At 74.4% G+C, this 23394-nt stretch carries 18 protein-coding genes; 2 read left to right on the forward strand and 16 right to left on the reverse strand.

Annotated features, from left to right (window positions below; all coding sequences use genetic code 11):
* Positions 1-274: 274 nt before the first annotated feature.
* From ACFXAE_RS01585 to ACFXAE_RS01640, 12 genes are all read right to left on the reverse strand, one after another.
* The gene (locus tag ACFXAE_RS01585; protein WP_384706526.1) at positions 275-838 is read right to left on the reverse strand and encodes a phage tail protein; all 564 of its coding nucleotides are present in this window, start codon (positions 836-838) and stop codon (positions 275-277) included.
* Complete coding sequence (locus ACFXAE_RS01590; RefSeq protein WP_384706528.1) at positions 835-2796, reverse strand: putative baseplate assembly protein; 1962 nt, start codon at positions 2794-2796, stop codon at positions 835-837. The genes ACFXAE_RS01585 and ACFXAE_RS01590 overlap by 4 nt, the downstream gene beginning before the upstream one ends.
* Entirely contained in the window at positions 2796-3218 is a 423-nt protein-coding gene (locus tag ACFXAE_RS01595; protein WP_384706530.1) for a GPW/gp25 family protein, read from the reverse strand. Before ACFXAE_RS01595 ends, ACFXAE_RS01590 begins: the two co-directional genes overlap by 1 nt.
* Entirely contained in the window at positions 3215-3535 is a 321-nt protein-coding gene (locus tag ACFXAE_RS01600) for a PAAR domain-containing protein (protein WP_384706532.1), read from the reverse strand. The genes ACFXAE_RS01595 and ACFXAE_RS01600 overlap by 4 nt, the downstream gene beginning before the upstream one ends.
* Before the next feature lie 43 nt (positions 3536-3578).
* Complete coding sequence (locus tag ACFXAE_RS01605) at positions 3579-5408, reverse strand: VgrG-related protein (protein WP_384706534.1); 1830 nt, start codon at positions 5406-5408, stop codon at positions 3579-3581.
* Complete coding sequence (locus ACFXAE_RS01610) at positions 5405-6127, reverse strand: LysM peptidoglycan-binding domain-containing protein (protein ID WP_384706536.1); 723 nt, start codon at positions 6125-6127, stop codon at positions 5405-5407. The genes ACFXAE_RS01605 and ACFXAE_RS01610 overlap by 4 nt, the downstream gene beginning before the upstream one ends.
* 72 nt (positions 6128-6199) lie before the next feature.
* Positions 6200-6625, reverse strand: coding sequence for a phage tail protein (locus ACFXAE_RS01615; protein WP_384706538.1), 426 nt, complete (start codon positions 6623-6625; stop codon positions 6200-6202).
* Between the two features lie 40 nt (positions 6626-6665).
* On the reverse strand, positions 6666-9803 hold the full coding sequence (locus ACFXAE_RS01620; protein ID WP_384706540.1) for a hypothetical protein: 3138 nt from the start codon (positions 9801-9803) through the stop codon (positions 6666-6668).
* A gap of 4 nt (positions 9804-9807) precedes the next feature.
* The gene (locus ACFXAE_RS01625) at positions 9808-9966 is read right to left on the reverse strand and encodes a DUF6760 family protein (RefSeq protein ID WP_384706542.1); all 159 of its coding nucleotides are present in this window, start codon (positions 9964-9966) and stop codon (positions 9808-9810) included.
* A complete protein-coding gene (locus ACFXAE_RS01630; protein WP_384706544.1) occupies positions 9963-10457 on the reverse strand; it encodes a hypothetical protein in 495 nt (164 codons plus the stop codon). Before ACFXAE_RS01630 ends, ACFXAE_RS01625 begins: the two co-directional genes overlap by 4 nt.
* Positions 10454-10894 carry a phage tail protein gene (locus ACFXAE_RS01635; RefSeq protein WP_217128024.1) on the reverse strand — a complete coding sequence of 147 codons (441 nt, stop codon included), beginning with the start codon at positions 10892-10894 and terminating at the stop codon, positions 10454-10456. The genes ACFXAE_RS01630 and ACFXAE_RS01635 overlap by 4 nt, the downstream gene beginning before the upstream one ends.
* Positions 10895-10929: 35 nt before the next feature.
* Positions 10930-12492, reverse strand: coding sequence for a phage tail sheath family protein (locus ACFXAE_RS01640; protein ID WP_384706546.1), 1563 nt, complete (start codon positions 12490-12492; stop codon positions 10930-10932).
* 240 nt (positions 12493-12732) lie between these two features.
* Here ACFXAE_RS01640 and ACFXAE_RS01645 point away from each other — a divergent pair, with 240 nt between their 5' ends.
* The gene (locus tag ACFXAE_RS01645; protein WP_384706548.1) at positions 12733-14373 is read left to right on the forward strand and encodes a DUF4157 domain-containing protein; all 1641 of its coding nucleotides are present in this window, start codon (positions 12733-12735) and stop codon (positions 14371-14373) included.
* A gap of 13 nt (positions 14374-14386) precedes the next feature.
* Here ACFXAE_RS01645 and ACFXAE_RS01650 read toward each other — a convergent pair whose 3' ends face one another.
* The 4 genes from ACFXAE_RS01650 to ACFXAE_RS01665 all read right to left on the reverse strand — a co-directional run bounded on the left by ACFXAE_RS01650 (position 14387) and on the right by ACFXAE_RS01665 (position 21572).
* Positions 14387-16735, reverse strand: coding sequence for an ATP-binding protein (locus ACFXAE_RS01650; RefSeq protein ID WP_384706550.1), 2349 nt, complete (start codon positions 16733-16735; stop codon positions 14387-14389).
* Complete coding sequence (locus ACFXAE_RS01655; RefSeq protein ID WP_384706552.1) at positions 16732-17439, reverse strand: DUF4255 domain-containing protein; 708 nt, start codon at positions 17437-17439, stop codon at positions 16732-16734. The genes ACFXAE_RS01650 and ACFXAE_RS01655 overlap by 4 nt, the downstream gene beginning before the upstream one ends.
* On the reverse strand, positions 17436-20666 hold the full coding sequence (locus ACFXAE_RS01660) for a TolB family protein (RefSeq protein ID WP_384706554.1): 3231 nt from the start codon (positions 20664-20666) through the stop codon (positions 17436-17438). The genes ACFXAE_RS01655 and ACFXAE_RS01660 overlap by 4 nt, the downstream gene beginning before the upstream one ends.
* A gap of 168 nt (positions 20667-20834) precedes the next feature.
* A complete protein-coding gene (locus ACFXAE_RS01665; RefSeq protein ID WP_384706873.1) occupies positions 20835-21572 on the reverse strand; it encodes a LuxR C-terminal-related transcriptional regulator in 738 nt (245 codons plus the stop codon).
* 188 nt (positions 21573-21760) lie between these two features.
* Between ACFXAE_RS01665 and ACFXAE_RS01670 the strand changes: the two genes are divergently transcribed.
* Positions 21761-23125, forward strand: coding sequence for a hydrolytic protein (locus ACFXAE_RS01670; protein ID WP_384706556.1), 1365 nt, complete (start codon positions 21761-21763; stop codon positions 23123-23125).
* Positions 23126-23394 lie beyond the last annotated feature (269 nt).

Genomic DNA, 23394 nt, shown 5'->3' on the forward strand with positions numbered 1-23394 from the left:
AACCAGCCGAACCAGCCGAACCAGCCGAACCAGCCTGCCGCCCCGGGAGGGCCGAGGGCTCCGAACCCGCCGCAGGCGCCGGGCCGGCCGGCGGGTCCGCCGGCTCCGTGACCGCCGGAGGCGTCGGCGTCGTCGGTGCCGCCGGAGTCGTCGGCGTCGTGGCGCGGCTCGGCGCGGGCGGTGTGTCCGACCAGCCCAAGTACGCGCCGCAGTTGCCGCAGAAGTCGTCCGCGGGGTCGTTGGACGCCCCGCACGCGGGACATGCGCGCATGCGTCAGCTCCCTTCCTCGGCGGGCGGGCCGGACAGGACCTCCACCCGGAACGCCGTGTGCACCGGACACATGGCCCGGACGATCTCGTGGACCCTGTCCACGTCCACCGGTGTGCCGCCGGCCGGCCAGACCCGGACCAGCGCCTCTGCGGACGGCTCGGGCGGCAGGCCGGAGCCGGCGGTGCGTGACCACACCGCACCGCCGTCGCCGGTCACGTCGGCGTGCACGCCGAGCGCGAGCCGCAGGGCCTCGGCCAGCCCGCGCCGGGTGCCGCGCCACCGGTGCAGTTCCACCGCGCGGGCGACGGCCTCGCGTCGCCGTTCCACCGGCCACTGCGGGTCGTCCGCGGCGCCCACCCAGGACGCCAGCCAGACCAGGAAGTCGACCGGCGTCACCCGGGGGTCGAGATAGGCGGGCAGGTTGTCGAGGGTCGAGAACACCGGGGCGAGGACGGTGTCGAGCCCGGCGGTGAACCGCTGTGCGAAGTCGTCGTCGGCGTACAGCGCGGGCAGTTGCCCACCGATCGGGTACCTGCTCGGCAGACCGGGTATCGCGGCCCGGCTCATCCCCGCCCCTCCGCCCCGGCCGCCGTCACGACCACCTGGTGCTGGTACGAGAAGACCAGCGCGCCCGCGGACAGGTCGATGCGGTCCGTCGGGGCGCCGCGGCGGCCGGTGACGGGGTCGGCGGGGAACAGCCGGATCTCCTCGACCAGCGCGTTGCCGGTGGCGCGTTGCAGGACGCCGAAGATCTCGCCGTACTGGACGGGCCGCCCGAAGGGCCAGCCGGTGCCGTCCGGGCCGCCGACCAGCGGGTTGAGGTGGCCGAAGAGCGCGTCGAGCGCGGCGTCGCGGACCCGGTCGGTGTCGCCGGGGGCCGCCGAGAGCCGGGCCACCACGGTGACACCCTGGTAGACAGGCGGCTCCACCACGAGCCGGGTGCCGATCAGCCGCCGTTCGTCGAGGCTCGCGGTGATCGCCGCGAGCACCTGGTCCGAGGGGATCAGCTGCTCGAAGCGCAGCCGGTCGTCGCCCTCGTCGGCCACCGCGTCCGGCACCACCAGGACCCGTACCGCACCCGGCGCGTCCGCGGCCGGCAGACAGCGCACCCGGCGCACCGAGGGTGCGGCCTGGCGGCTGATGACCTCGTAGTCCTCGGCGGTCACCGCGCGGTCCTGCATGCGCAGTGCCTCCGGCGCGCGCCGCCTGGCGTTCTCGACGGTCTCCCCGGCCACCCCGCCGCGCGCCGCCTCCCGGTTGGTGACCCGGGCGATGTACGGCACGGAGCTGAGCAGCACGGAGATCGCGCCGCGGGCCACGTTGCCCGCGGGGCCGCCGCCGGTGCGGTAGCGGGCCACCCGTATCCGCGCGCCCTTGGGCGGCACCGCGCCGCACTGCCGCAGCGTGCCGTCGGGTTCGCGCAGCGCCGGGGGGAAGAGGAACTCGCCGGTGGTGGCGTCCACCCGGACGTGCCGGTCGGCGGGGCCGGAGCGGCCGAAGTGCTCCACCACCTCCCAGCGCTGCCACCCCTCGTCGGAGGAGACCTCCACCACGGGCGGCCCGGCGTCCAGGAGGACCGGCGGGCGGCCGAGCCGGAAGGTCTGTCCCGCGACCCCCTCCGAGGTGCCGAGCGGCACGTCGGTCACGGTCTCGGCGTGCTCGACGGACATGGTGCCGCCGACGGTGAACACCTCCGCCTCGCGCACCGTCGGGGACTCCGAGTAGAACGGCTGGCCCGGCTCCGCCTCGGTGACCCGGCAGCGCAGCCAGCCGGCCCGGGTGCCGCCGATCACCGACGCCGTGTGCCCGGCCGGCACGTGCACGACGACCTCGCCGGGCCGGTTCAGGCCGCCGGTGGTGTCGTCGCCGGTCTCGCACGTCCGCCAGCCGCCGCCGTCCCAGGCCTCCCACACCAGCGGGGGCTGGCGCGGGTCCACGCCGATGCCCTCGACGCGGCTGTCCAGGCGCACCGCGACGATGCAGCGCGGCACCGCCGTCGGCAGGCCGAACAGCAGCGCGTCGCCGGGCTCCGGCGTCGTCTGGAAGCAGGGGATGTCGAGGCCGTCGGCGAGCATGCCGGTCCGGTCGCTCTGCTCGCCGGTCTTCGGCGCGGTGACCAGGCGGATCAACTCACTGGGCAGGATGCGCAGTTCGCCGGTGGTGGTGAAGACCACGGGTTCGTCGGACTCGCCGCGCGCGGTGGTCACCTCGGTGCCCGGGGGCAGCGCGACCGTGTCGGGCTGCGGCGCCGAGAGCCAGAAGTCGACGTCGGCGCCGGCCGCGGTCGGCGGGAACAGGCGGATGCCCAGCAGGTCCAGGAACGCGGTGTAGTTCTTGTCCGGGACCCGGTTCAGCCGGTACAGCAGCTGGTCCACGAGGTAGGCGAACGTCTCGATCAGGGTGACGCCCGGGTCGGAGACGTTGTGGTCGGTCCACTCCGGGGCGCGCTGCTGCACGTACCGCTTCGCCTCGTCGACGAGTTGCTGGAACCGCCGGTCGTCCAGGTTCGGGGAGGGCAGGGCCATCAGTCCGCGCCTGCTTCCTCGGCCCCCTCCTCGGAGGGGATCGTGTAGAAGGGAAAGACCAGGTTGCGCCGGTCGTTGGTGGATCGCAGGGTGTAGTGCACGTCGATGTAGAGGGTGCCGTCCTCGACCGCGTCGAAGGCGACCACCACGTCGTCCACCGCGATCCGCGGCTCCCACCGCTCCAGGGCCTCGCGCACCTGCTGCGCGACGCGTCCGGCGGTGGCGCCGTCGCCGGGGGCGAAGACGTAGTCGTGGATGCCGCAGCCGAACTCCGGGCGCATGGGGCGCTCGCCGGGCGCGGTGCCGAGCACGAGGCGGATCGCCTCCTCGATCTCCCGTTCCCGTTCGACCAGGGCGATCCCGCCGGTGGGCCCGACCCGCAGCGGGAACCCCCAGCCGCGGCCGACGAACCGTTCGCTCACACCGCACCTCCGATCATGACGTTCATGGCGCCGGGCAGGACCGTCGCGCCGCACGCCGTCCGGTCGCGTGCCCGCGCGGCCGGCAGCCCGCCGATGAGGACCTGTCCCGAGGTGAGCCCGGCCGGGTTGGGCACGATCACGTTGGCGGGCCCCATGACCGCGTGCTGGGGCATCACGCAGACGTGCAGGCTGCCCACGACGGCGGCGGGGCGGCCGCCGATCAGGACGGTCGCCACCGCCCGCGCGGCGGCGGGCGGCGGGGTGGTGATCCGGCCGCCGTGGTCGGTGGGGTCACCGGTACGGGCTGCGGCTGGCATGCGGCACTCCTCGGAGGATGTCGGAGAGGGACGGCGGACGGGGTCAGTTGATCCGGATGAGCTTGGCCTTGAGGACGCCGAGCAGACCGCCGTCGACGGTGACGCCCGAGCCGCCGGTGACGTTCACGTTGCGGCCGCCGATCTTCACGTCGACCCGGCCCTGGATGTCCACGTTGCGGCCGGACACGCTCACGTCCCCCCGTCCCGCGTCCAGGGTGATGCCCTTCCTGTCGAGCACGACGGAGCTGAGGGGCTGCCGGGCCTTGCCCTTGCCGGAGTACACCGTCAGCTCGATCCGGTCCTGCCGGTCGTCGAGGAACACCTCCATGTGCTCGTCGGCGGTCAGCAGCCGCACTCCCGAGCGACCGGGCGCCCGCGCGTCCAGCAGCTCCACCCGGTGTCCCGAACGCGACACGACGGAACGGCGGTTGACCTTCCCGGTGGTCTTGTCGATCAGCGGCACGTCGTGCGGCGAGGGCTTGTCCACACCGTTGTAGAGCCCTCCGATGACGTACGGGCTGTCCAGCAGGCCCTGTTCGAAGCCGACCAGGACCTCGTCGTTGACCTCGGGACTCACCACGCCCCCGCCACCCTTGCCGCCCCACTGCACGGTGCGCACCCAGTCGGTGACGTACGTGTCGTCCAGCCAGGGGAACTTCAGCTTCACGGCGCCGCTCTCGGCGCCGCCGGGCTCGCGCACGTCGGTCACCACGCCGATCGCCAGACCGGGGATGCGCGGGCCGCGGGAGGGTGCGTTGGCGCCGGTGACCAGGCCGGTCAGGGAGCGGTCCGGGCTGGCGCTCACCCAGACCGTCGTACGGTAGCCGCCGTGCGGTTCGAGGACGTGCTGCACCGCCGTCGCCGTGTACTTGCCGGAGAAGGCCTGCCCGACGTTGCCGAGCGCCACGGGCTTGCCCGCCCGCAGCTTCGGGTTGCCCTCGGCCAGCGCCTCCAGCTCGCCGAATCCGGCGCTCACCTGATCGGCGACCGCGTCCGCGACCGCCTTGGTCTCGGCCTGGGTGCGGTACGGGGTGTCGGTGACCGTCAGCTTCGCCTTGCCGAACCGGGCGGCGAACGCCGGGCTCAGTCCCGGCACCACCGTGTCGCTGTCCACCGAGGGCCGGGCGGCCACCAGCGGCCGCTTCGTGGTGACGTCCCAGCCGCGCACCTCCACCTGCTGCGCCCCGTCCGCGGCCGACAGGGAGGCCCGCAGCGCCAGCAGGTTCCGCCCGTACTCCAGCACCATCGGGTTCCGGGTGGCCGACGTGGACGGCGCGGGCGCGCCGGACGCCTTCTCCGGCCTGGTGAACTGGAGCAGCCCCTGGTCGTCGACGCGCACCTGCGCGCCGCTCTCGGCGGCCAGGAACTGGAGGAAGTCCCAGTCGGACACGTTCGCCTGCGACAGCTGCTGGTAGGTGACCGGCGCGGCCTGCACGGTGCCGCAGGTCAGGCCCGCCCCGGCGGCCACCTTGCGGACGATGGCCGCCGCCGTCATGTTCCGGTACGCCACCACCTTCCGGCCGCGCTGGAGGCGGTGCGCCTTGGAGTAGGCGCGCACCACCGTGAACGAGCCGGTGCGGTCCCGGTCCAGCTCCAGCGCCGTCACCTCGCCGCTGAACAGCCGCTCGCGCGCCTGCCCGGACACCGTCTCCACCGACACCCTCAGCGGGGTGCCGATGGTGATGCCGGTCTTCTGGAGGAACTCGTGGTCGGGGTCGCGGAAGGTGAGCACCGCCGCGTCCGGCAGGCCCACGTTCTCGTCCACCACGCAGTTCACCAGCTGGGCGGCCCAGACCGGCGGGAGTTCGGCGGGCGTCTCCACGATCGGGTCCGCCGCGAAGGACCGGCCGCCCCGTTCCACGGCAGTGCTCACTGCTCCTCCTCACCGTCCGCGTCCCGCAGCCCCGGCACCACCAGTTCGGTGCCGGGCACCAGGGCCATCGGGTCGTCGATCCTGTTCGCCTCCGCGATGACCCGCCAGGCCGTCGCGTCGCCGTACTCCCGCCAGGCCAGCAGGGCCAGGCTGTCGCCCGCCACGACGGTGTGCGTGCTGCGGGCGGTGCGGGCGCCGGAGGTCGGGTTCTGGCCCGCCGGGTCGACGCTCGCCTCCTCGATCGACAGCTGGCAGGTGGCCCGCAGCGGCTTGCCGTCCACGTCGAACAGCGTGTACGACACCGACAGGCTGGAGAGCACCCCGTCGAACGAGGTCGTGCGCGCGGTGCCCCACTCGAACCGCACCCACGGACTGGCCGGCTTCTTGCGGCCGAGGCTCGCCGGGGTCGGCACGCACCCCTTCATCAGCTTCTCCACCGCCTGCTCCACCGAGTTGTCGTGCTTGGCGGTGGCGTCCAGGAACACCTCGAGGCTCAGCGTGCGCGGGCCGCTGCCGACGAACTCGGGCAGCGCCGACTGCCCCGCCATCCGGGACGGGGTGCGCCGCCACTCGGTGGTCTTCTGCAACTGCAGGGTGGAGGGGTTGAACTGGAGGTCCAGCTGCGCGATCGTCCCGCCCGGCTTCGCTCCGACGGAGGCCGGGGGCTCCTTCAGCGTCAGCTGGGCCCTGGCCCGACTGGAGCGGAACACTGTGGACATGCCGGGACTTCCTTTCCGGGGCGGGTGCGGGTGGTGCGGGGCGGGTCGGGAGAGGTGGTCAGGAGGGGCGGGTCAGGAGGGGCGCAGCCCCTCGTAGGCGATCTCCAGGGTCTCGATGGCGGCCTGCGAGTTGCTGGGGTCGAAGGACGGGCCCTGCCAGCGCACCGGCACGATCCCGAACACCTGCCAGCTGATGATCCGGCTGAGGTTCGGCTTCAGCGCCACGATCTCGCCGTCCTTGGGCTCCACCCGCTTCAGCGTCTCGTCCAGCCAGCGGCCGATCTTCGCCGTGTCGGCGGTGACCGGCCGGGTGAGTGTGATGTTCGACCAGGTCACGCGGCCGGGCAGCTGCCAGGAGAAGCCGTTGTTGCCGCCCTCCGCGTAGCTCTCGATCTCCACCTCGGCGCCCATGCCGGAGCAGGTGTTGAAGGCGCCCAGGTCGTTGCCGCCGATCGTGAGCTGGAAGAACACGCTGCTCGCGAAGATGTTGTCCGTCATCCGTCCGTCATCCGTCCGTCATCCGTTCCGTGCCGTGCCCTCAGCGGCGTCCGTCGTAGGGACGGCCCGTACGTTCCCGGCCGCGCCGCAGTTCGGCACGGAGCAGGCGGGCCAGCGGGTCGAGCAGGCGGCGCGCCAGGTCGTCCAGGTCGGCGCCGGGGTTCTGCGGGGAATCGGCCGACCGGTCCGCGCGCTTGCCGTGGCCCTCGGGCACCGCGAGGTCGCCGGCGGCGGAGACCGACGACGAACGGGCGCGCGTCGGCTCCGGCTTGGCCGGTACGGCTTTGACCGGTACGCCCTTGGCCACGGCGAGGTCACCGGCGGGGGAGGCATCGCGCTGGACCGGGGTGGCCGCGCGACCGGTTCCACCGCCTGCCGCCGGTCCCGGCGTCACGGTCCTCGGGCGGACCACGGGGACGGGTCCCGCCGGCGCCGGTGCCGTCGTGGCCGACGGGCCGTGGGCGAGGGGCGCCGTCTGGAGGGCGGTCACGGGGAGGGACCGCGCCGGCGCGGGGGTGACCGCCGTACCGGGAGCCGTGCGGGGCGGCGCGGGCTTGACGACGGGGACGCGCCGGCCGGCACCGGTGCCTCGCGGGCCGGCCGTACCGCCGGCCCCTACCGCCGGGTCGGGTCGCCGCGGACCCGGATCCTGCGGTCGGTGCGTCGTCACGGCCCGCTGGACGTGCGGGGCCGCCGGGGCGCCCGAGGACGGCGCCGGGCGCGCGGGTGCGCCGGTGGGCGAAGCGGGGGCGGCGCCGGAGGTGGCCGGGGCCGTGGTCCAGCGCGCGGCCACGACGGGACGGCCGCCACCGGTGCGGGACGCGGCCGACGGTGCCGCGCCTTCGGGGGTCCGGGTGCTGAGGGTGAGCGGGCGGGCGGGAAGCAGCGCGAGGGTGCGGGGGGCCGCGGGGGCGGAGGGGGTTCCGGGGTGGGACGCGGCGCGGGAGAGGGGGATGGCGCGGGGGGTGGTGGCGGGGGGCGGGGTCGCCGCGGTGCTCCTGGCCGCGGGGCGGGTGGCCCCCGGGCCCCCGGTCGTGGGCCCGGAGCTTCCCGTGTCCCCGGCCGTGGCACGGGCGCCCGTGCTGGCCCCGCCCCCGGCCGGGCTCACGGCACGGGCGACGACGGGACCCGGTCCCGGTCCGGCGGACGCCGACGCGGGGCGTACGGCGTTCCCGGCCGGGCCTTCCGACGTCGGCCCCGAAGACGCGGCGGCCGGGGCAGGCGTCACCGACGGCATGGCCGGCCCGCTGCCGTGAGGGCCGGTGGGACCGGGTGACGGGGTGCTCGGGGTGGTGGAGTGGTCCACGAGGCTGCGCTGGACGCCGACGGTCCCCAGCAGCGGGGCGCCCGCCGTGCCCTCTCCCCGTACCGGGGACGTCCCGGCGGGCGCCCGGACGTCGGACGTCGTACGGGGGGTTCGTGCGCCGGACGCGGTGGCGCCGGGCAGGTCGGCGCTGGGGGGCAGCGCGGGCAGGGGCGCGCCCAGACCGCCGCGGGCGCGGGCACCGGATCGCCGGGGAACGGGACTCGGTTCCGGGACACGGCGGTCGGGGCCGACGCCCGGAGCCGTCCCCCGCACACCGCTGTCGGACGAGGTGCCGGCCGTGTCCTCGGCCTGGCGCTGGACGAGGGGAAGCGCGGGGCCGAAAGCGGGTCCCGTGGCGGGTACGGCGGGATCGCCCTTCGCCAGCGGTGTCGCCGTGGGCGGCAGTTCGGTCAGCGGGGCACCCAACGGCGGTCGCTCGCCCGCACGTCGGGCGGGAGCGGTCGAGGGCGCCTGCGGGCCGGCCGGCGCGGTCGGGGCGAGGTCGGCCGGTCCGACCGGTCCGGATACGCCGGATGCGCCGGAGGCCGTGGCGCCGCCCGGCGCCGGGGCGGTGGCGGTGGCGGTGGCGGGACGCAGGGCGGGGACGCGGCGTACGGGCCCGGTCACGCGGCGGGCGACGGTCAGCCGGGGCCCCACCGGCCGCGGTCGGGCGACCGGGCGGGGCGTCTCGGCGCCGGGGCCCCGGGATGCCTCCGGCCGGCCGTCGCTCCGTTCGGGCGCCGCCCCCGTGGCGGTGCGTCGCACGGACGGCCCGGACACGGACCCGGCGTTCGTACCGTGCCCTCCGGGCGGTGTCCGCGAGGAGGAGGGGGCACCGGAAGCGGGCCGGGTAGCGGTTCCCCCGGCGGACGCACCGGGGACCACGGCGACACGTCGTACGAGCGGAATCGGCGGAGTGGCCGGCGGGCGGCCGGAATCGGCGGGGGCCACGACCGGGGTGGTGCCCGGTGCCACGGCCCGTTGCACGGCGGGAGACGGCGAGGAGAGCACGGCGGGGGACGTCGTGGACGTGAGGCCACGGGTCTGCGGGGCGTTGTCCGAACCCGCCTTGCCCGTATCGCCGCCGCCGTCGTCGGTGGAACGGGCCACCACGGTGTCCGCCCCGGAACCCGTGCCCGCCGCCCGCGCACCGCCGAAGCCACCACGGGACGTCCCCGAACCGGAGGACGCCGGGCCGGACAACTCGGGACCGGAGGCCCCGGAGCCGGAAGACGCCGAACCGGAGGCCCTGGAACCTGAGAACCCCGAGCCGGAAGACGCCGAACCGGAGGCCCTGGAACCCGAGGACCCCGAGCCGGAAGACCCAGGACCCGAGGACGCCGAACCGGACGAACGCACCCGGCGCGCGACCGGCGTGGCCGGCTCCCCGCTGCCCGCACGCGCCGCATCCGGCCGCACCGCGTCCGGCGTACCGCCCTGCGGACCGTCCCCCTCCGCCCGTACCGCACGGAGCAGCAGTGGCCCCCCGCCGGTGCCGGTGGCCTGCGGGGCGGCCGGACGCGTGACCCCCCGCACCAGGCCGGTCGGGGCGTCGGACAGCAGGGCGTGACCGAGGCCGCTGTCGAAGGACGGGTTCTGCCAGGCGGTGAGACCGGCGCGGAAGGAGAGGCCGTCACTCACGCCCAGCGGGGCGCGGGAGACGGTGAGCGGGGGCGCGGCGGTGCGGCGCCAGCCGCCGTCCCAGTCGGCGGGCACGGCGGGACGGCGGCTGGCGGGCACGGCGGGACCCGGGCCGTCGCCGGGCACGGCGGCGGCCGGGACGCCGTTCGCGCCCCGGTCCACGCCCTCGCCGGGCGTGCCGCCCGCCGACGGCCCCGCGGCCCGGCGGCGCAGCCTGTCCCGCCATGCCATGTGCTCAACCGCTTTCGTTCATACGGGTGTTGATACGGGCGATCTCGGCCACCCACTGCTGACGTTCGCCGTGGGTCAGGTCGAGGATCTCCTCGCGCTGCCAGTGGAAGTGGTAGGCGACGTACGCGATCTCCTCCCGGAGCCGGGGAAGCGCGTACGTCACGATTCCCCCAGGCGCCCACCCGAGAGGTCGACCTCGAAGCCGCCCTCGCAGTGCGGACAGGTCACCGCCGCGCGGGTGTGGCCCTCGCTGTTGACGCGGCGGTAGAAGTCCTGGAGGAAGGCCACGTCGGTGGCGTACATCCGCTCCACGACCCCGGCGTGCACATCGGTGATCGAGCCGAGCCGGGTGATCACCTGGCTCAGCAGCACCACGCTCAGATACGCCGGGTTCTCCTTGACCCGCAGGTCGATCTGGGGCCGCAGTTCGTCGCGGGCGGTGGCCAGGCGCATCGTGCCGTGCCGGTGCACCGTGCCCTCGTCGTCCACGTATCCGCGCGGCAGTTCGAACTCGAACTCGGTGCGCAGCCCGTGGTCCTCCCGGCGCGGCGGGGCGGCGGCCGGGGTGGCCGCCGCCTGCTCCGACGCCTGGGCGGGCGCCGTCGCCTGGAGGATCTCCTCCAGGCTGCCCGCCGTCACCGTACGACGCCTCATTCGACGACGATCTCCTCGAACACGATCGTGACGGACTCGGTGGCCGGGGAGGACTCGCCCGCCTTCAGCGACGGGCCCTCCCACTTGGAGGCCCAGCCCTGCAGCAGCTGGATACGGCGGACCGTGGTGCCCTCGGTGTCCTTGATCTCGATCGTGAGGTTCTGGCGCGCGGAGTTCACGGCCCCGTTGTTCAGGGTCTCCTTGATCCAGTTGGTGAACTCGCTGCTCTGGTCGAGTCCCCGGGTGATCGTGATCTCGCCGGCCTGCCGGGCACCCGGCTGCTTGCGGATGATCTGCTTGCCCTCCGAGGTCACCTGCTTGACCTCGACGACATCCTCCTCGACGGTGAACCCGCTGATCTCCTGGATCGATTCGACCAGGTACCCGCCGAGCTGCACGCCGAAGACGTGGGTGGAAAGAGCGTCGCCCGTTGCCATGACTGTCTGTCAACCTTCCCTTGCGGACCCGCGGGTCACTCGTCGATGAGGCTGGTGGTGTCGGAGAACTGGGCCAGCCGGAACACCACGAACTCCGCGGGCTTGACCGGCGCGACGCCGATCTCGCAGACGACCCGGCCCTGGTCGATGGACTCCTGCGGGTTGTTGTCGCGGTCGCACTTCACGTAGAACGCCTCGGCGGCGGTCCGGCCGAACAGCGCGCCCCGGCGCCACTCCTCCTGGAGGAACGCGGTGACGTTGCGCCGGATGCTCGACCACAGGCGGTCGTCGTTCGGCTCGAACACCACCCACTGGGTGCCGAGCAGGATGGACTCCTCCAGGTAGTTGAACAGGCGGCGCACGTTCAGGTAGCGCCAGGCCGGGTCGGAGGAGAGGGTGCGGGCGCCCCAGATCCGGATGCCGCGGCCGGGGAAGGCCCGGATGCAGTTCACGCCGATCGGGTTGAGCAGGTCCTGCTCGCCCTTGCTGAGCCGCAGCTCCAGGTCGACCGCGCCGCGGATCACCTCGTTGGCGGGCGCCTTGTGCACACCGCGCTCGGCGTCGCTGCGCGCCCACACACCGGCGACGTGACCGCTCGGCGGGACGGTGGTGTTGCGTCCGAGGGCCGGGTCGAAGACCCGCACCCACGGGTAGTACAGGGTGGCGTAGCGGGAGTCGTAGCCCGCCTCGTCGTTGCGCCAGGTGCGCACCTGCTGGGCGGACATCCCGGGCGGGGCGTCGAGGACGGCCACCCGGTCGCCCATCTGCTCGCAGTGCGAGATGACGGCGAGCTGCACGGTGCGCACGCCCTCGGCGTCGATGTCACCGCGCTGGTAGGCACCCATCAGGTCCGGCACCGCGACCATGGTGATCTCGTCGATGGTCTCCAGACCGCCGAACCCGGTGCGGGCCGCCGCGTCGCCGACGTACTCGGCGGGGTCGAGGCGGGCCGGCTCGCCGGAGCCGTTCACGGACGGCGCGCCCGGGGCGTCGGGGACCGCCACGGTCTGCGCGGCGGGCTTGGTCTGGCCGGCGCCGCGCTGCTCGGTGACCTCGATCAGCTCGGAGGCGCGGGCCTGGGTGACCAGGTACCCCTTGACGTTCTTGCGGGTGGACGCCTCGTAGGTCTCCACCACCTGGTCGCCGCGGCGGACCAGGACCTTGAAGCGGTCCTCCGGCGGGTTCTCGCCGTCCGCGTCGGCGACCTCCACCGACACCCCGGTCACGCCCGGCCTGGCCGCGATCAGGAAGCCGCCGAGCTCCACCGGCTGCGCGGCCCTGCCGACCCCGCGCGGCCGGCCGTTGTCCGCCGCCGGAGCGGAGGTGTCCTCGGCGGACCCGCCGATGCGCACGACGTACGCGGCGCCGCCGCCGTTGGCGAAGTACCCGTAGACCGCGTGGGCCAGATAGGTGCCCTCGGTGAAGCCGCCGAACAGCTGGGAGTACTGGTCCCAGCTGGTGACCAGCGTCGGCGCGTGGAACGGGCCCTTCTCGGCGAAGCCGACGAACGCGGCGACGGCCGTGCCGACCCCTTCGATCGGCCGGGCACCGGACTGCACCTCCTCCACGTACACGCCCGGGGTGAGGTACGTCGGCATGCTCGCTCCTTAAACGTCCTTGCGGTCACCTGTGTCCAGGCCGAGTCTGCGCGGCGCACCGGACGGGGCGGCAGGGACGTGCGGACCTGAACAGGGGCAGGACCGCTGCCTTTCCGGACCGTCCGTGCTGACCGTCCGGACGGGACCCGGCTCTGCCCCCGCACTGCCCTCGCGGGCCTGGACGCCCCACCGGCCCGCGCGCTGGACTGGGAGGTCGGGGGTTCGTGGAGAGGACAGCGCATGCGTGCCCATGAAGAACCGCAGAAAGCCGGCCGGACAGGCCGTACGCAGGCCCGGACGGCGTCGCCCGCCGAACGGGCCGCCCTTCCGGGCGGTCTGTCCCCCACCGGGATGCCGGCCCTGCAACGCGCCGTGGGCAACGCGGTGGTGGCGCGCATGGTGGAGGAGGAGCGGCACGAGCACAGCGCCGACTGCGGTCACGGTGCGCCGGTCCAGCGCTCGGCGGTGCACGACGTCCTGAGCACACCCGGCCGACCGCTCCAGCCCGCGCTCCGGACGGAGATGGAGGCCCGGCTCGGCGAGTCCTTCCACGACGTGCAGGTGCACACGGGCCCCGAGGCGGCGGCCTCGGCGGACTCGGTGGGGGCCCGGGCGTACACCTCGGGCAGCCATGTCGTCCTCGGCCGGGGCGGAGCGGACAAGCACACCCTCGCCCATGAGCTCACCCATGTCGTCCAGCAGCGCCGGGGGCCGGTCGCCGGCGCCGACAACGGCGCGGGGCTGCGGATCAGCGATCCCGGCGACCGCTTCGAGCGCGAGGCCGAGGCCAACGCCCGCCGGGTGATGGCCGGGCCGGCTCCGGTGCGCACCGCCGGCCCGGAGCACCCCGCCGCCGCCGTCGAGGGGGCGGCGGTCCAGCGGGCGGTCCTCGTCGGCGGCGCGGAAGTGGCCGATCCGGCCCGCGTCGTCCAGGACGCCGGGCTGGACTATCTCCTCACGGACACCGGCCGGCTGGTACTGCGCCACGCGCCGAGGCTGACCGCCGACGTGCCCCTGCAGGCGAAGGACGCCGAGGCCCTCGTCGTCGAGGTCGAGCGCATCGCGGCGATGATCGACCTGGTCCACTCCATCAACAGCAGCGGAATCCTGGGGCGGAGGACCCTGTCCCGTCAGGGGACGGCCTTCACCGGGTCGAACGACGAGGGGGACAGGACCGCGTTGGCGGTGAACGTGCTCGACGCGCGCGGGGGCGGTTCCGCCGCGGACATCCGGAACGTGGTGGACGATTCACTGACGGCGCGCGACCGGGGCAGCTTCAGCGTGGCCATGGAGCGTCCCGTGGACGACGACATGATCCTCGACGAGATGGCCGGGGACGTTCCCGGCGCCGCGCTGAGCGAGGCGGAGCTCGCCGAGGTCCGCGAGGCCGCCGGGGGTGACGAGAGCATGTTCCGGATGCTGGCCTCGGCCGTGCTGAACAACAAGAAGGCCGGGCTGCTCTCGGACTCCCACGCGGACACGGTGGCCCGGTACCGGTCACTGCTCCAGGACCGGACCCAGAACACGGCGATGGCGATCGTCAGCAGACCGGGGGCCGGCGTCCTCACCAAGGGCCCGCACCTGGGGACCTACGAGTCCGACGTACCGTCCGACCGGATCCCTCCCGGCCCGGGCGGGTTCACCTCCCTGGTGCTTCCCCAGTGGTTCGAACCGTACGGACCGCTTCTGCTGATCAGGGACTGGCCGGCGGGCGTCGCGCTGAGGTTCACCGGGAACCGGCAGATCACCGCGCACTACCGCGCCAAGGGCACCGACTATCCCGTCACCGTCGACGCACCGGACTACGCCGCCGAGATCGGGACCCAGCTGCAGAAGTTCCAGGTGATCGCCACCCACATCCTCAAGACCGCGAGCCTCTGACGGCCCCGGCGCCTCACGCGCCCGCGGCCTCCGCCATGTACGGCCCGAACTCGCTCTCCAGGACCAGGCGTCCGAGCTTGCGGTACTCCTGGGCGACCGCGGTCACCGTCTGCCGCATCGTGAGCGGGCTGCCGGACTCCGCGGCGAGGTAGGCCGCGGTGACCGCGCAAGCCCGGATGGAGCCGCCGGCCAGTTCGAAGCGGTCGGCGCAGAAGGCGAGGTCGAGGTCGTCGGCGCGGGGCAGCCGGTCGCCCAGGCACCGGTCCCACAGGGCGAGGCGCTGGCCGGTGTCCGGCATCGGGAAGTCCGCGACCACGTCCAGGCGGCGGGTGAACGCCTCGTCCAGGTTGGCCCGCAGGTTGGTGGTCAGCACCGCGATCCCGTCGAACGACTCCATGCGCTGGAGCAGGTACGCCGACTCGATGTTGGCGTGCCGGTCGTGCGCGTCCTTCACCTCCGAGCGCTTGCCGAAGATCGCGTCGGCCTCGTCGAAGAGCAGCACCGCGTTGACCGCCGACGCCTCGGTGAAGATGCGCTCCAGGTTCTTCTCGGTCTCCCCGATGTACTTGTCCACGACCGTGGACAGGTCCACCACGTACAGGTCCATGCCGAGGTCCGCGGCGACGACCTCGGCGGACATGGTCTTGCCGGTGCCCGACTCGCCGGCGAACAGCGCGATGACGCCGCGTCCCCGGCCGCCGCCGGGCCGCATCCCCCACTGTCCGAGCACCTGCTCGCGGTGGCGGGCGCGCAGCGCGAGTTCCCGCAGCCGCCGGTGGGTGGTGGGCGGCAGCACCAGGTCGTCCCAGCCGACGCCCGGCTCCAGCCGCCGGGCGAGCCGGTCCAGTCCCGCGCCGTTCTGGGCGCGTACGGCGACGCGCAGGTCGTCCGGCCCGACGGGACGGCCGTCGAGAGCCGCCGTACGCACCGCCGCGTCGGCGGCCCGGTGCAGCTGCCCGGCGTCCAGCCGGTGCGCGGCGACGGCTTGCGCGAGCTCCTCGACGTCACCGGCCAGAACGGCGTCGGCGGGGGCACGGCGGGCGGCGGCACCGGTCACGACGGGTTCGCCGGCCGCCCGGTCGAGGAACCCGGCGGCACCGGTCACGACGGGCTCGCCGGCCGCCCGGTCGAGGAGCTCCGCGGCACCGGTCACGGCAAGACCACCGGCCGCCCGGTCGAGGAGCTCCGCGGCACCGGCGGCCGGGGGAAGGTCCTCGGCCGCACCGGCCGCACCGGCCGCCCGGGTGAGCGCGTGCCGCCAGCGGGCGGCCTGGCGGTCCGGGGAGGGGGCCGGGACGGTCAGGACGACGGGGGTGTCGGCCGCCCACAGCGGGTCCCAGCCCGTCGCGCCGTGCGTGAACAGGGGGATGCCCCGCAGTCCGGCGCAGAGCGCCCCGAGCGTGCGGGCCCGTTCGGCGGGTTCGCCGGGCAGTGCCGCCAGCGGGCCGAGCACCACACCTGCGCCGGTCAGGCGGGCTTCGAGGGCGATCACCCGGGCCAGCGCCGGCATGTCGGCCGGGCGCCGGGCGAGCGCCGCCGTGTCCAGGACGAGCGGGCGCAGGCCGGCCAGGCGCAGGGCCGCGGTGGCCAGTCCCTCGGCGTCGCCGCCCCGGCTGCGCAGATGGACGAGGCCGACACCGGTGCCGGCCGCGGCCGCCGCCCGGTGGACCTCCGCGGCCTCGGCGGTGGGGTCCTCCCGGACCTCGCCGAGCACACCGGTGAGCCGGGCGTCGGGCTGCGTGCCGCCCAGGAGGTGGCCGGTGACCCGGTCGGGGACCACCAGGACGCGGGACAGCGGGGGCCGTTCCGGTTCGGTGACCTCCACCAGGCCGTGCGTGATCAGCGGGGCCCCGGGGGCGAGGCGGAACCGGGCGGGCGACGCGCCCCCGAGTCCGCACAGCTCCAGCGCGAGCCCGACCGTGGGCCGACGGCGTGTCAGGTCGTCGTTGAGGTAGCCGTAGAGCCGCTCGAACCGTGCGTCCAGGTCGGGCGCCAGGGCGATCAGCAACAGGTCCAGGTCGAGCGACGACAGCCCGAACCGCCGGGCGAGCGTGCCGAGGACGGAACGGGCCGGCGGCTGCCAGGGCCCCCGCGCGGGTACGTCGAGCCCGCCCGGCCCGTCCAGGATCCGCGCCACCGCCTCCGGCGTGAGGTACTGGCCGCGGTAGGGGTCGTCGGGATCCGGATCGGCGTCCCGCCGCACCGCCACGGCCTCCCGCACCCGCCTCTCGACCGCCCCGAGCCGCACCCAGAGGACGTCGGGAGCGGCGGACGGGGCAGTGGCGTCACCGTCCCGGACCGTCTCGCCGCCCGCTCCCCCGGCATGGTCGCCGTCGAGCGCGGGTTCCACGGTGTGCGTCACGGCTGGCGGTCTCCCTTGCGGCGGCGTCGGGCCGGGGCCGGCGGGCGTTCCCGCGGGCCGGTGAAGCCGTCCGGACCGGGGTCGCTGACCTCCGTGTAGCGCAGCCGGCGTCCCGGGCTCGCCTCCTCGCCCTGGCGGGCGGCGGCGGAGCGCACGACGAGGCCTTCGGTGACCGGCGGCGCGACGACCCTGGTCACCCCGGCGAGCGGCGCCCGCACCCGGACCCCGAGGGACGCCTTCAGCTCCCCGCCGAGCGCCGACCACACATCGGCGGCGGCCGGCGCGTCCATCCCCGTCCCGGAGGTGTCCAGGCCCACGGTCAGGCCGAGTTCGGCGAGCGAGCCGGTGAGCAGCCCCGAGGGCAGCACGTCGTGGGCCACCAGAGTGCCGAGCACCTGGGACAGCAGCCGGTGCTCGTCCTGCGGGCGGCTCGCCCACGCCGTGACGAGGTACGTCAGATGGAACCAGCGCGGCGGGGAACGCCGTGCGACGAGGTGCCCGTCCTCGTCGTACACCTCCCCGGCGCCGGCGCCGCGCCGCAGGGCGTCCTCCCGGATGTCGTACAGGAAGACGCAGACGGTCGGGGCGCTGCGCCGCGCCGCCCAGTCCCGGGTGGGGGCGTCGAAGACCACGTCGATGCCCGACGCCTCCAGACCGCTCCCGGCGAGCAGCCGGCGCAGCCCCTCGTCGACCTCGTGGATCACCGGCGGGTCACCTCGTCCGGCGGCTGCACGCTGCCGTTGACGACCAGGAAGTCGGTCTTCACCGGGGAGAATCCGGGGCCGCGGGCCGTGATGACGCGCGGTCCGGTCTGGTCCTTGGCGAGGATGAGCAGCTGGCCGGTGAACGTGCCGTTCGCCAGCGGGACGGTCGGCGCCGCCGCCGCGGTGATCCCCGGCTTCCACGTGAACCGCACCGGCGCTCCCGGCGGGAAGTCCTTGCCGCGCACGGAGGTGACGAAGCCGGGCTTGCCGATCTCCGGCACCGCGACGATGCGCGGCTGGAGGATGCGCAGCCGCTGCCGGGCGGTGTTGTCGTTCCTGTCGGCGTCCGTGCCGGTGGTGGTGAGCACGCCGGTGACCTGGCCGGTCATCGCCTTCTTCGGGCTGAGCACGACCCGTACGACGGTGCTCGCGCCCGGCGTGAGGTCGGGCAGCGCGCATACCCAGTTCCGGTCGCAGCCGGCCGGGCGCCCGCTGTTGGGCAGGCCGGCGGGCAGGCCGATGCGCAGCCGCAGTCCGGTGGCGAGCGCGTTGCGGCCGTTGCGGACGGTGTACGTCACCACGACGCGCCCGCCGACGTAGCCGGGGTTCGGCTGGGCGGTGACCCGCACGCCGGGACCGGCCTCGGGCTCCTCCGGCTCCGGAGGCACCGTGGGAGTCGGCGTCGGGGCCGGGGGCGCGGGCGGCGTGGGAGTCGGGGGCGCGGGCGGTGCAGGCGTGGGAGTGGGAGTCGGCGTAGGCGTGGGAGTCGGCGTGGCCTCGGCCACCGGCACCACGGTCCGGCCCGCGTTGTCGCTGGGCCGCGGGTCGATGACCGTACCGGTGACCAGCCAGTCGACCGGCGCGTCGCCGGGGACGACTCCGGTGAGCGTGACGTCCACCGGGACGGTGCTGCCGGGCTCCACCACGCCGAGGTCGCACTGGAGGGAGGCCGCGTCGCAGGTGTCGCCGGACCACCTGATCCGGGTGACCCGCACGCCGGCCGGCGGGGCGATGGTCAGACGGGTGCCGGGGGAGGCGGCGGGGCCGTTGTTGACCACCTCGACGGTGACCGTGGTGGTGTCGCCGACGGTGACCCGCGGGGTGGTGCCGGGTATCCGGACGGCGAGGTCCACGGACTGCTGGACGGCGGGTTCCTTCTGCCGGCCCGCGAGACCGGCGGTGAGCGCGGTGACGTCACCGGAGGCGATGTCGAGGTGGCTCAGCTTCTCGGGGCTGTTGACCGCGACCTCGGCACGGGAGCTGAACACGAGCCCCTTGCCGTCGGCGGTCCAGGCGGCGTCGCGGGGCTGGTGCGGGCCGGTGACCGAGGTGTCCGGCAGCTCCCGGCCGCAGGCGCCGGGCAGGCCGCGGGCGGCGGCCGGCAGCAGCACCCGGCAGGTGTCGCCGGTCAGGGAGGTCAGCAGGATGCCGTTCTCCTCGTCGATCCGGCCGGCGCCGTTCTTGCGGTTGAAGGCGATGCCGCGGCCGTCCGGGGAGAACGCGGGGCTGTCGTCGATGACCTCGCAGTCGCCCGGGCAGTTCTCGGCGCTCAGGTCGGTCTGCCGGGACGGGTCGGTCTGCTGGAGCAGGTCGGCCACCGGCACGGTCCACACGTGCTTGTTGCCGCCGGCCCCGTTGATCTCCTCGGCGCGGGTGAAGGCCAGGGTGGTGCCGTCGGGGGACCAGGTGGGCTGGGCGTCCCGGCCGGTGAGCTCTCCGGCCGGCGGGACGACCTCGCCGGCGATCTTGCCGTCGGCGACGTCCGCGACGAGGATGCGGCTGTCTCCGCCGACGACGCCGGGCGAGGTCCGGGTGAAGGCGAGGTACTTGCCGTCCGGGGAGAACGTCGGGTCGGTGTCCCAGTCCGTGTCGGCGCGTCCCGCGAGGTTCATGGGTGCCGCGTTGGAGCCGTCGGCGTCCACCGTCCAGATCCGCTGCTTCCGGCGTCCCTCGTCGTTGGTCTCGAAGCGGGTGACGACGATCCGGCGGCCGTCGGGCGTGTAGCTCTGCCGTTCGGTCCACGGGTCGTAGCCGGACCCGGGATCGAACAGCGGGTCCTTGGTGGGGTCGATGTTGGTGTCGGCCTTCGGATCCTCGTTGAGGATCGTCAGCCCCAGGTCGCGGGGGTCGGAGCCGTCCGTCCGGACGTCCTGGAGCGTCACCGTGTGCGGGCCGGCCGCGGAGGTGCGCTCGACCACCGCTTTGCCGCCGTCGAGGGAGCCGAGCCAGGTGGGCGAGAGGACGTCCCGGTTCTCGTTGAGCACCAGCGAGGGGACCCGGTCGGAGTGGGCGGTGGACCGGAACACGTGGTCCCAGTCGCCCTCGCACTCACAGGTGGTCTCGGGGCTGAGGAACACCAGGCCGTCCCCGTCGGGCAGCCACGCTGCCCCGTGGGCACGCCAGCCGGCCCGCGCGCCCCCGAACAGCGGCTCGTCGGCCGTCCCGTTCGTGATCCGCAGCCGGCGCACGGGCTGCCCGTTCTCGGTCGTGGTGACGGTGTACGCGATCCAGTCGCGGTTGACGTCGTCGTCGACCGGGTTCCACGCCGGTTCGGAGGCCGTGCCGTTCGCGGGGTCGGTGAGCCGGGTGGCGATGCCGTCGTACAGGTCCCGTACGTAGATCTGCCGGCCGGCCGACGAGTCGACGTCGGAGGCGTACGCGATGCGCTTCCCGTCGGGGGAGACCGTCGGGTCCTCCTCGTCGGCGTTCGGGGTGTTGGTCAGCCGGGTCAGACCGGTGCCGACGGTGCCGTCGGTGCGCACCAGCCACAGGTCGCGCTGCGTCCCGCCGCCCGCGGCGGACTCGGCCGCGTCGAACACCACGAACCGCCCGTCGAACGTCAGTTGGGGGTGCGCCGCGTCCATGCCGGTGGTGAGCCGCCGTACCGAACCGTCGGCGGCCCGCAGGTAGATCTGCGGTTTCTTCTCGTCGCGGCGGCTGGCGAAGACCAGTTGGTCGCCGAGGGCGGACGGCTGCACGTCGTAGTGGGCCGGATCCTTGTCGAACAGTGCGGTGCTGGAGGTGGTGGTGGTGACCTGGCCGAGACTGCGGTGCCCGGTACCGGCGTACGCGATCCGGGTCTGGGCGGCGTCCGCCGCGGCCGTCGCCCGCGGTTCGGCGCTGCCCGGACCGGCCGCGGCCGTCACCCCGAGGAGGGGGATGACCAGCAGCAGCGACATGCCGAGTCTCCCCAGGCGGTACCGCCCGCCGGAGCCAGCGGTTTCCATCACGGTCCCCTTCGCAGTCTGGTGCGGCATCTGGATGTGCCCTCGCCACCGTGCACCGGCCGCGCGCACGGCGGCAGGGCGGTGGGGCCGCACCCGGGGGAAGCGCGGGGTGTGCTTTCGGGCAGCGCGGGGTTCCCCGGCGTCGTCGGCGGGGTCGCCCGGCCGGGCCTAGATCAGCCCGTTGCGCAGCGCGTAGCCCACGGCGTGTGCCCGGTTGCGCAGTTGCAGCCGGGTGATGACCTCGTGCAGGACGTTCTTGACGGTGCGTTCGGAGTACGAGGTCTTGCGGGCTATCTCCGCCGTGTCCAGTCCCTCCGACACCAGGCGCAGCATGTCCGCCTCGCGCGTGGTGAGGGTGGACAGGGACAGGGCCCCGGGGTCGAGCGCGGAGCGCTGGAGGCTGCCGACGTGGTGGAGCAGGTCGCCGAGCAGGTCGCCGGGCAGCATTCCCTCGCCGTTGCCCGTCGCCAGGACCAGACGCAGCAGCTGGTCCTGATCGGCCTCGGCGCGGCGCAGCACGGCCGCCACACCGCACTCGATGACGCGTTGCAGCCCGCCGGCCCCGAGGGTGCCTATCACCAGGCCGGTGCGGGTGGCGCTGTTGTGCCGCAGCCGGTTGAGCAGGGCGGCCACGTCGTCGTCGACGGTGTCGACCACCACCAGTGACACCTGGGCCGAGTCGGCGTCGTCGGCGTCGACCAGGTCGATCTCGGGGCGGTGCCGCAACTGCTGGACGACGCCCATGCGCAGCACGGGGTCGGCTGCGTAGACGGCCAGGGTCATTCGGACGGGACGCTCGGAACGGGAAGTGCGGTGGACCGAGCCGGCCCGGACGAAGTCACGGGGTGCGGTGTCGGACAGGTCAGGTCTGTTCTCTTCTACGCGGAGCATGGCTACCTGTTTCAGGATTCGGTGGGGGGTAAGGGATGCAACGTGAGGCGATCACGGGAGGGGTGGTGCGCGGGAGGCGGCTCGCCACATTAAGGACCCACCATTACAAGGGAGTTGACATTGGCTTGCCGGGCAGCGTCACTGCCCGCGCGTTGCCCTCGCGTTCCTGGCCGCGTTCCCGGGCGCGCTCCTACGGTGAGGGCGTGACGCCTTCCACAGCCTCTTCCGGTCCCGGTGCGCCCGGCCTCGACATCCCGGCCGTGACGGTGACTCCGGGCGACATCGCCACCACCACCCTGACGGTGCGCAACGACAGCGACATCGTCGAGGCGTACGACCTGAGGGTCGTCGGGGACTGCGCCGCCTGGACCACGGTGGAACCGGCGCGCGTCTCCCTGTATCCCGGCACTTCCGAGACGGTGACGCTCCGCCTGGAACCGCCGCGCTCTCCGGAGATCCGGGCCGGTGAGATGCCCCTCGGCGTGCGGGTGCTGCCCAACGAGCACCCCGACGCGGTGCGGGTCCTCGAGACCACCGTGCACATCGGGGAGTTCCACGAGCTCAAGACCGAACTGTCCCCGCGCCGTCGGCGCGGCTGGCTGCGCGGCCGCTACCGGCTGGCCGTACGCAACCAGGGCAACACCGCCGTGCAGGTGCGCTTCACCCCCGGGCAGGCGGGCGAGGAGCTGGGGTTCGCCTTCGCCCCGGCGCAGCCGAAGCTGGAGCCCGGCGAGTCGGCGGAGGTCGGACTGCGGGTCCGTACCGCCAGGCCGGTGTGGTTCGGCGACCCCGTGGTGTGGCCGTTCACCGTGGACACCACGGAGACCGGCGACCAGGAGGAGCCGGCGGAGACCCGCTGGGACGATCCCGTCGTACGGCCGCCGCTGGACGCGGAGTTCGTGCAGATCCCGATCTTCCCCAAGTGGCTGCTGATCCTGCTCGCCGCGCTGCTCGCGCTGCTGCTCGCCTGGTTCACGCTGGTCCGCCCCGCGGTGCGCAGCGCCGCCGAGGAGGCGGCCACCGAGGCGGTCCAGCCGCGGCCGACGCCGGCCGGGGAGCAGGAGGCCGCCGGGGAGTCTCCCGGCACCGGCGCGGACAATCAGCCTGGAGGCGGCGGCCAGGAGTCGGGGGCGGGGACCGGGCCGGGAGCGGCCGGACCGGGCGGCGACGGGAGCGGCTCCTCGGTCGGGGACGGCACCACGGCCGGCGGCCAGCAGAGCTCGGCGACCATCGACCTGAAGACGGGCACCGGGGCGACCAGGACCGGTACCTACAAGGTGCCCGAGAACAGCGTCTTCGGGGTCACCGACATCGTCGTCGCCAACTTCCAGGGCGACGAGGGCGTGCTGACGATCAGCTTCGGTGACCGCAAGATCACCACGATCGCGCTGGAGACGTTCCGCAACCAGGACTACCACTGGGTCACCCCCATCAAGATCCCCGAGAACGACACGGTGACCATCAACGTGACCTGCGCGAAGCCCGGTACGCCGGCCACGGGTCGTCAGGCGTCGGAGTGCCACGAGGTCCTGAACGTGAGCGGAGTACTCAGTACCACCACGCAATGAATCGGATGTTCTACTTCCGAACTCATCCTCAATCAGTGGTGACTACATCCGTAAATCCTCGAACGCCTTTCGGCCTGAAACCGACAACCTTGGTCTCAAAACCGGCATCCGACCCCAGGGGCCCCGTAGGGCACGGACCTCTGACGGAGTGGTGACGTGGGGGGGGGGGTACGGGGTTGAGCCCCGCCAGGGGGACCGGGGGGGGGGGGGGGGGGGGCCGCGCCCCGCCCCCCGACCCCCGGGCGCGCACACGGGGGGGGGGGGGGGTA

Origin of the sequence: Streptomyces sp. NPDC059454 (genome assembly GCF_042749965.1) — a bacterium.
Lineage (GTDB): Bacteria > Actinomycetota > Actinomycetes > Streptomycetales > Streptomycetaceae > Streptomyces.

Excerpts from the sequence above, each read along its gene's own strand:
- ACFXAE_RS01585 (WP_384706526.1), bottom strand. The coding sequence starts at position 838 with ATGAGCCGGGCCGCGATACCCGGTCTGCCGAGCAGGTACCCGATCGGT.
- ACFXAE_RS01590 (WP_384706528.1), bottom strand. The coding sequence starts at position 2,796 with ATGGCCCTGCCCTCCCCGAACCTGGACGACCGGCGGTTCCAGCAACTC.
- ACFXAE_RS01600 (WP_384706532.1), bottom strand. The coding sequence starts at position 3,535 with ATGCCAGCCGCAGCCCGTACCGGTGACCCCACCGACCACGGCGGCCGG.
- ACFXAE_RS01610 (WP_384706536.1), bottom strand. The coding sequence starts at position 6,127 with ATGTCCACAGTGTTCCGCTCCAGTCGGGCCAGGGCCCAGCTGACGCTG.
- ACFXAE_RS01615 (WP_384706538.1), bottom strand. The coding sequence starts at position 6,625 with ATGACGGACAACATCTTCGCGAGCAGCGTGTTCTTCCAGCTCACGATC.
- ACFXAE_RS01620 (WP_384706540.1), bottom strand. The coding sequence starts at position 9,803 with ATGGCATGGCGGGACAGGCTGCGCCGCCGGGCCGCGGGGCCGTCGGCG.
- ACFXAE_RS01630 (WP_384706544.1), bottom strand. The coding sequence starts at position 10,457 with ATGAGGCGTCGTACGGTGACGGCGGGCAGCCTGGAGGAGATCCTCCAG.
- ACFXAE_RS01635 (WP_217128024.1), bottom strand. The coding sequence starts at position 10,894 with ATGGCAACGGGCGACGCTCTTTCCACCCACGTCTTCGGCGTGCAGCTC.
- ACFXAE_RS01640 (WP_384706546.1), bottom strand. The coding sequence starts at position 12,492 with ATGCCGACGTACCTCACCCCGGGCGTGTACGTGGAGGAGGTGCAGTCC.
- ACFXAE_RS01645 (WP_384706548.1), top strand. The coding sequence starts at position 12,733 with ATGCGTGCCCATGAAGAACCGCAGAAAGCCGGCCGGACAGGCCGTACG.
- ACFXAE_RS01660 (WP_384706554.1), bottom strand. The coding sequence starts at position 20,666 with ATGGAAACCGCTGGCTCCGGCGGGCGGTACCGCCTGGGGAGACTCGGC.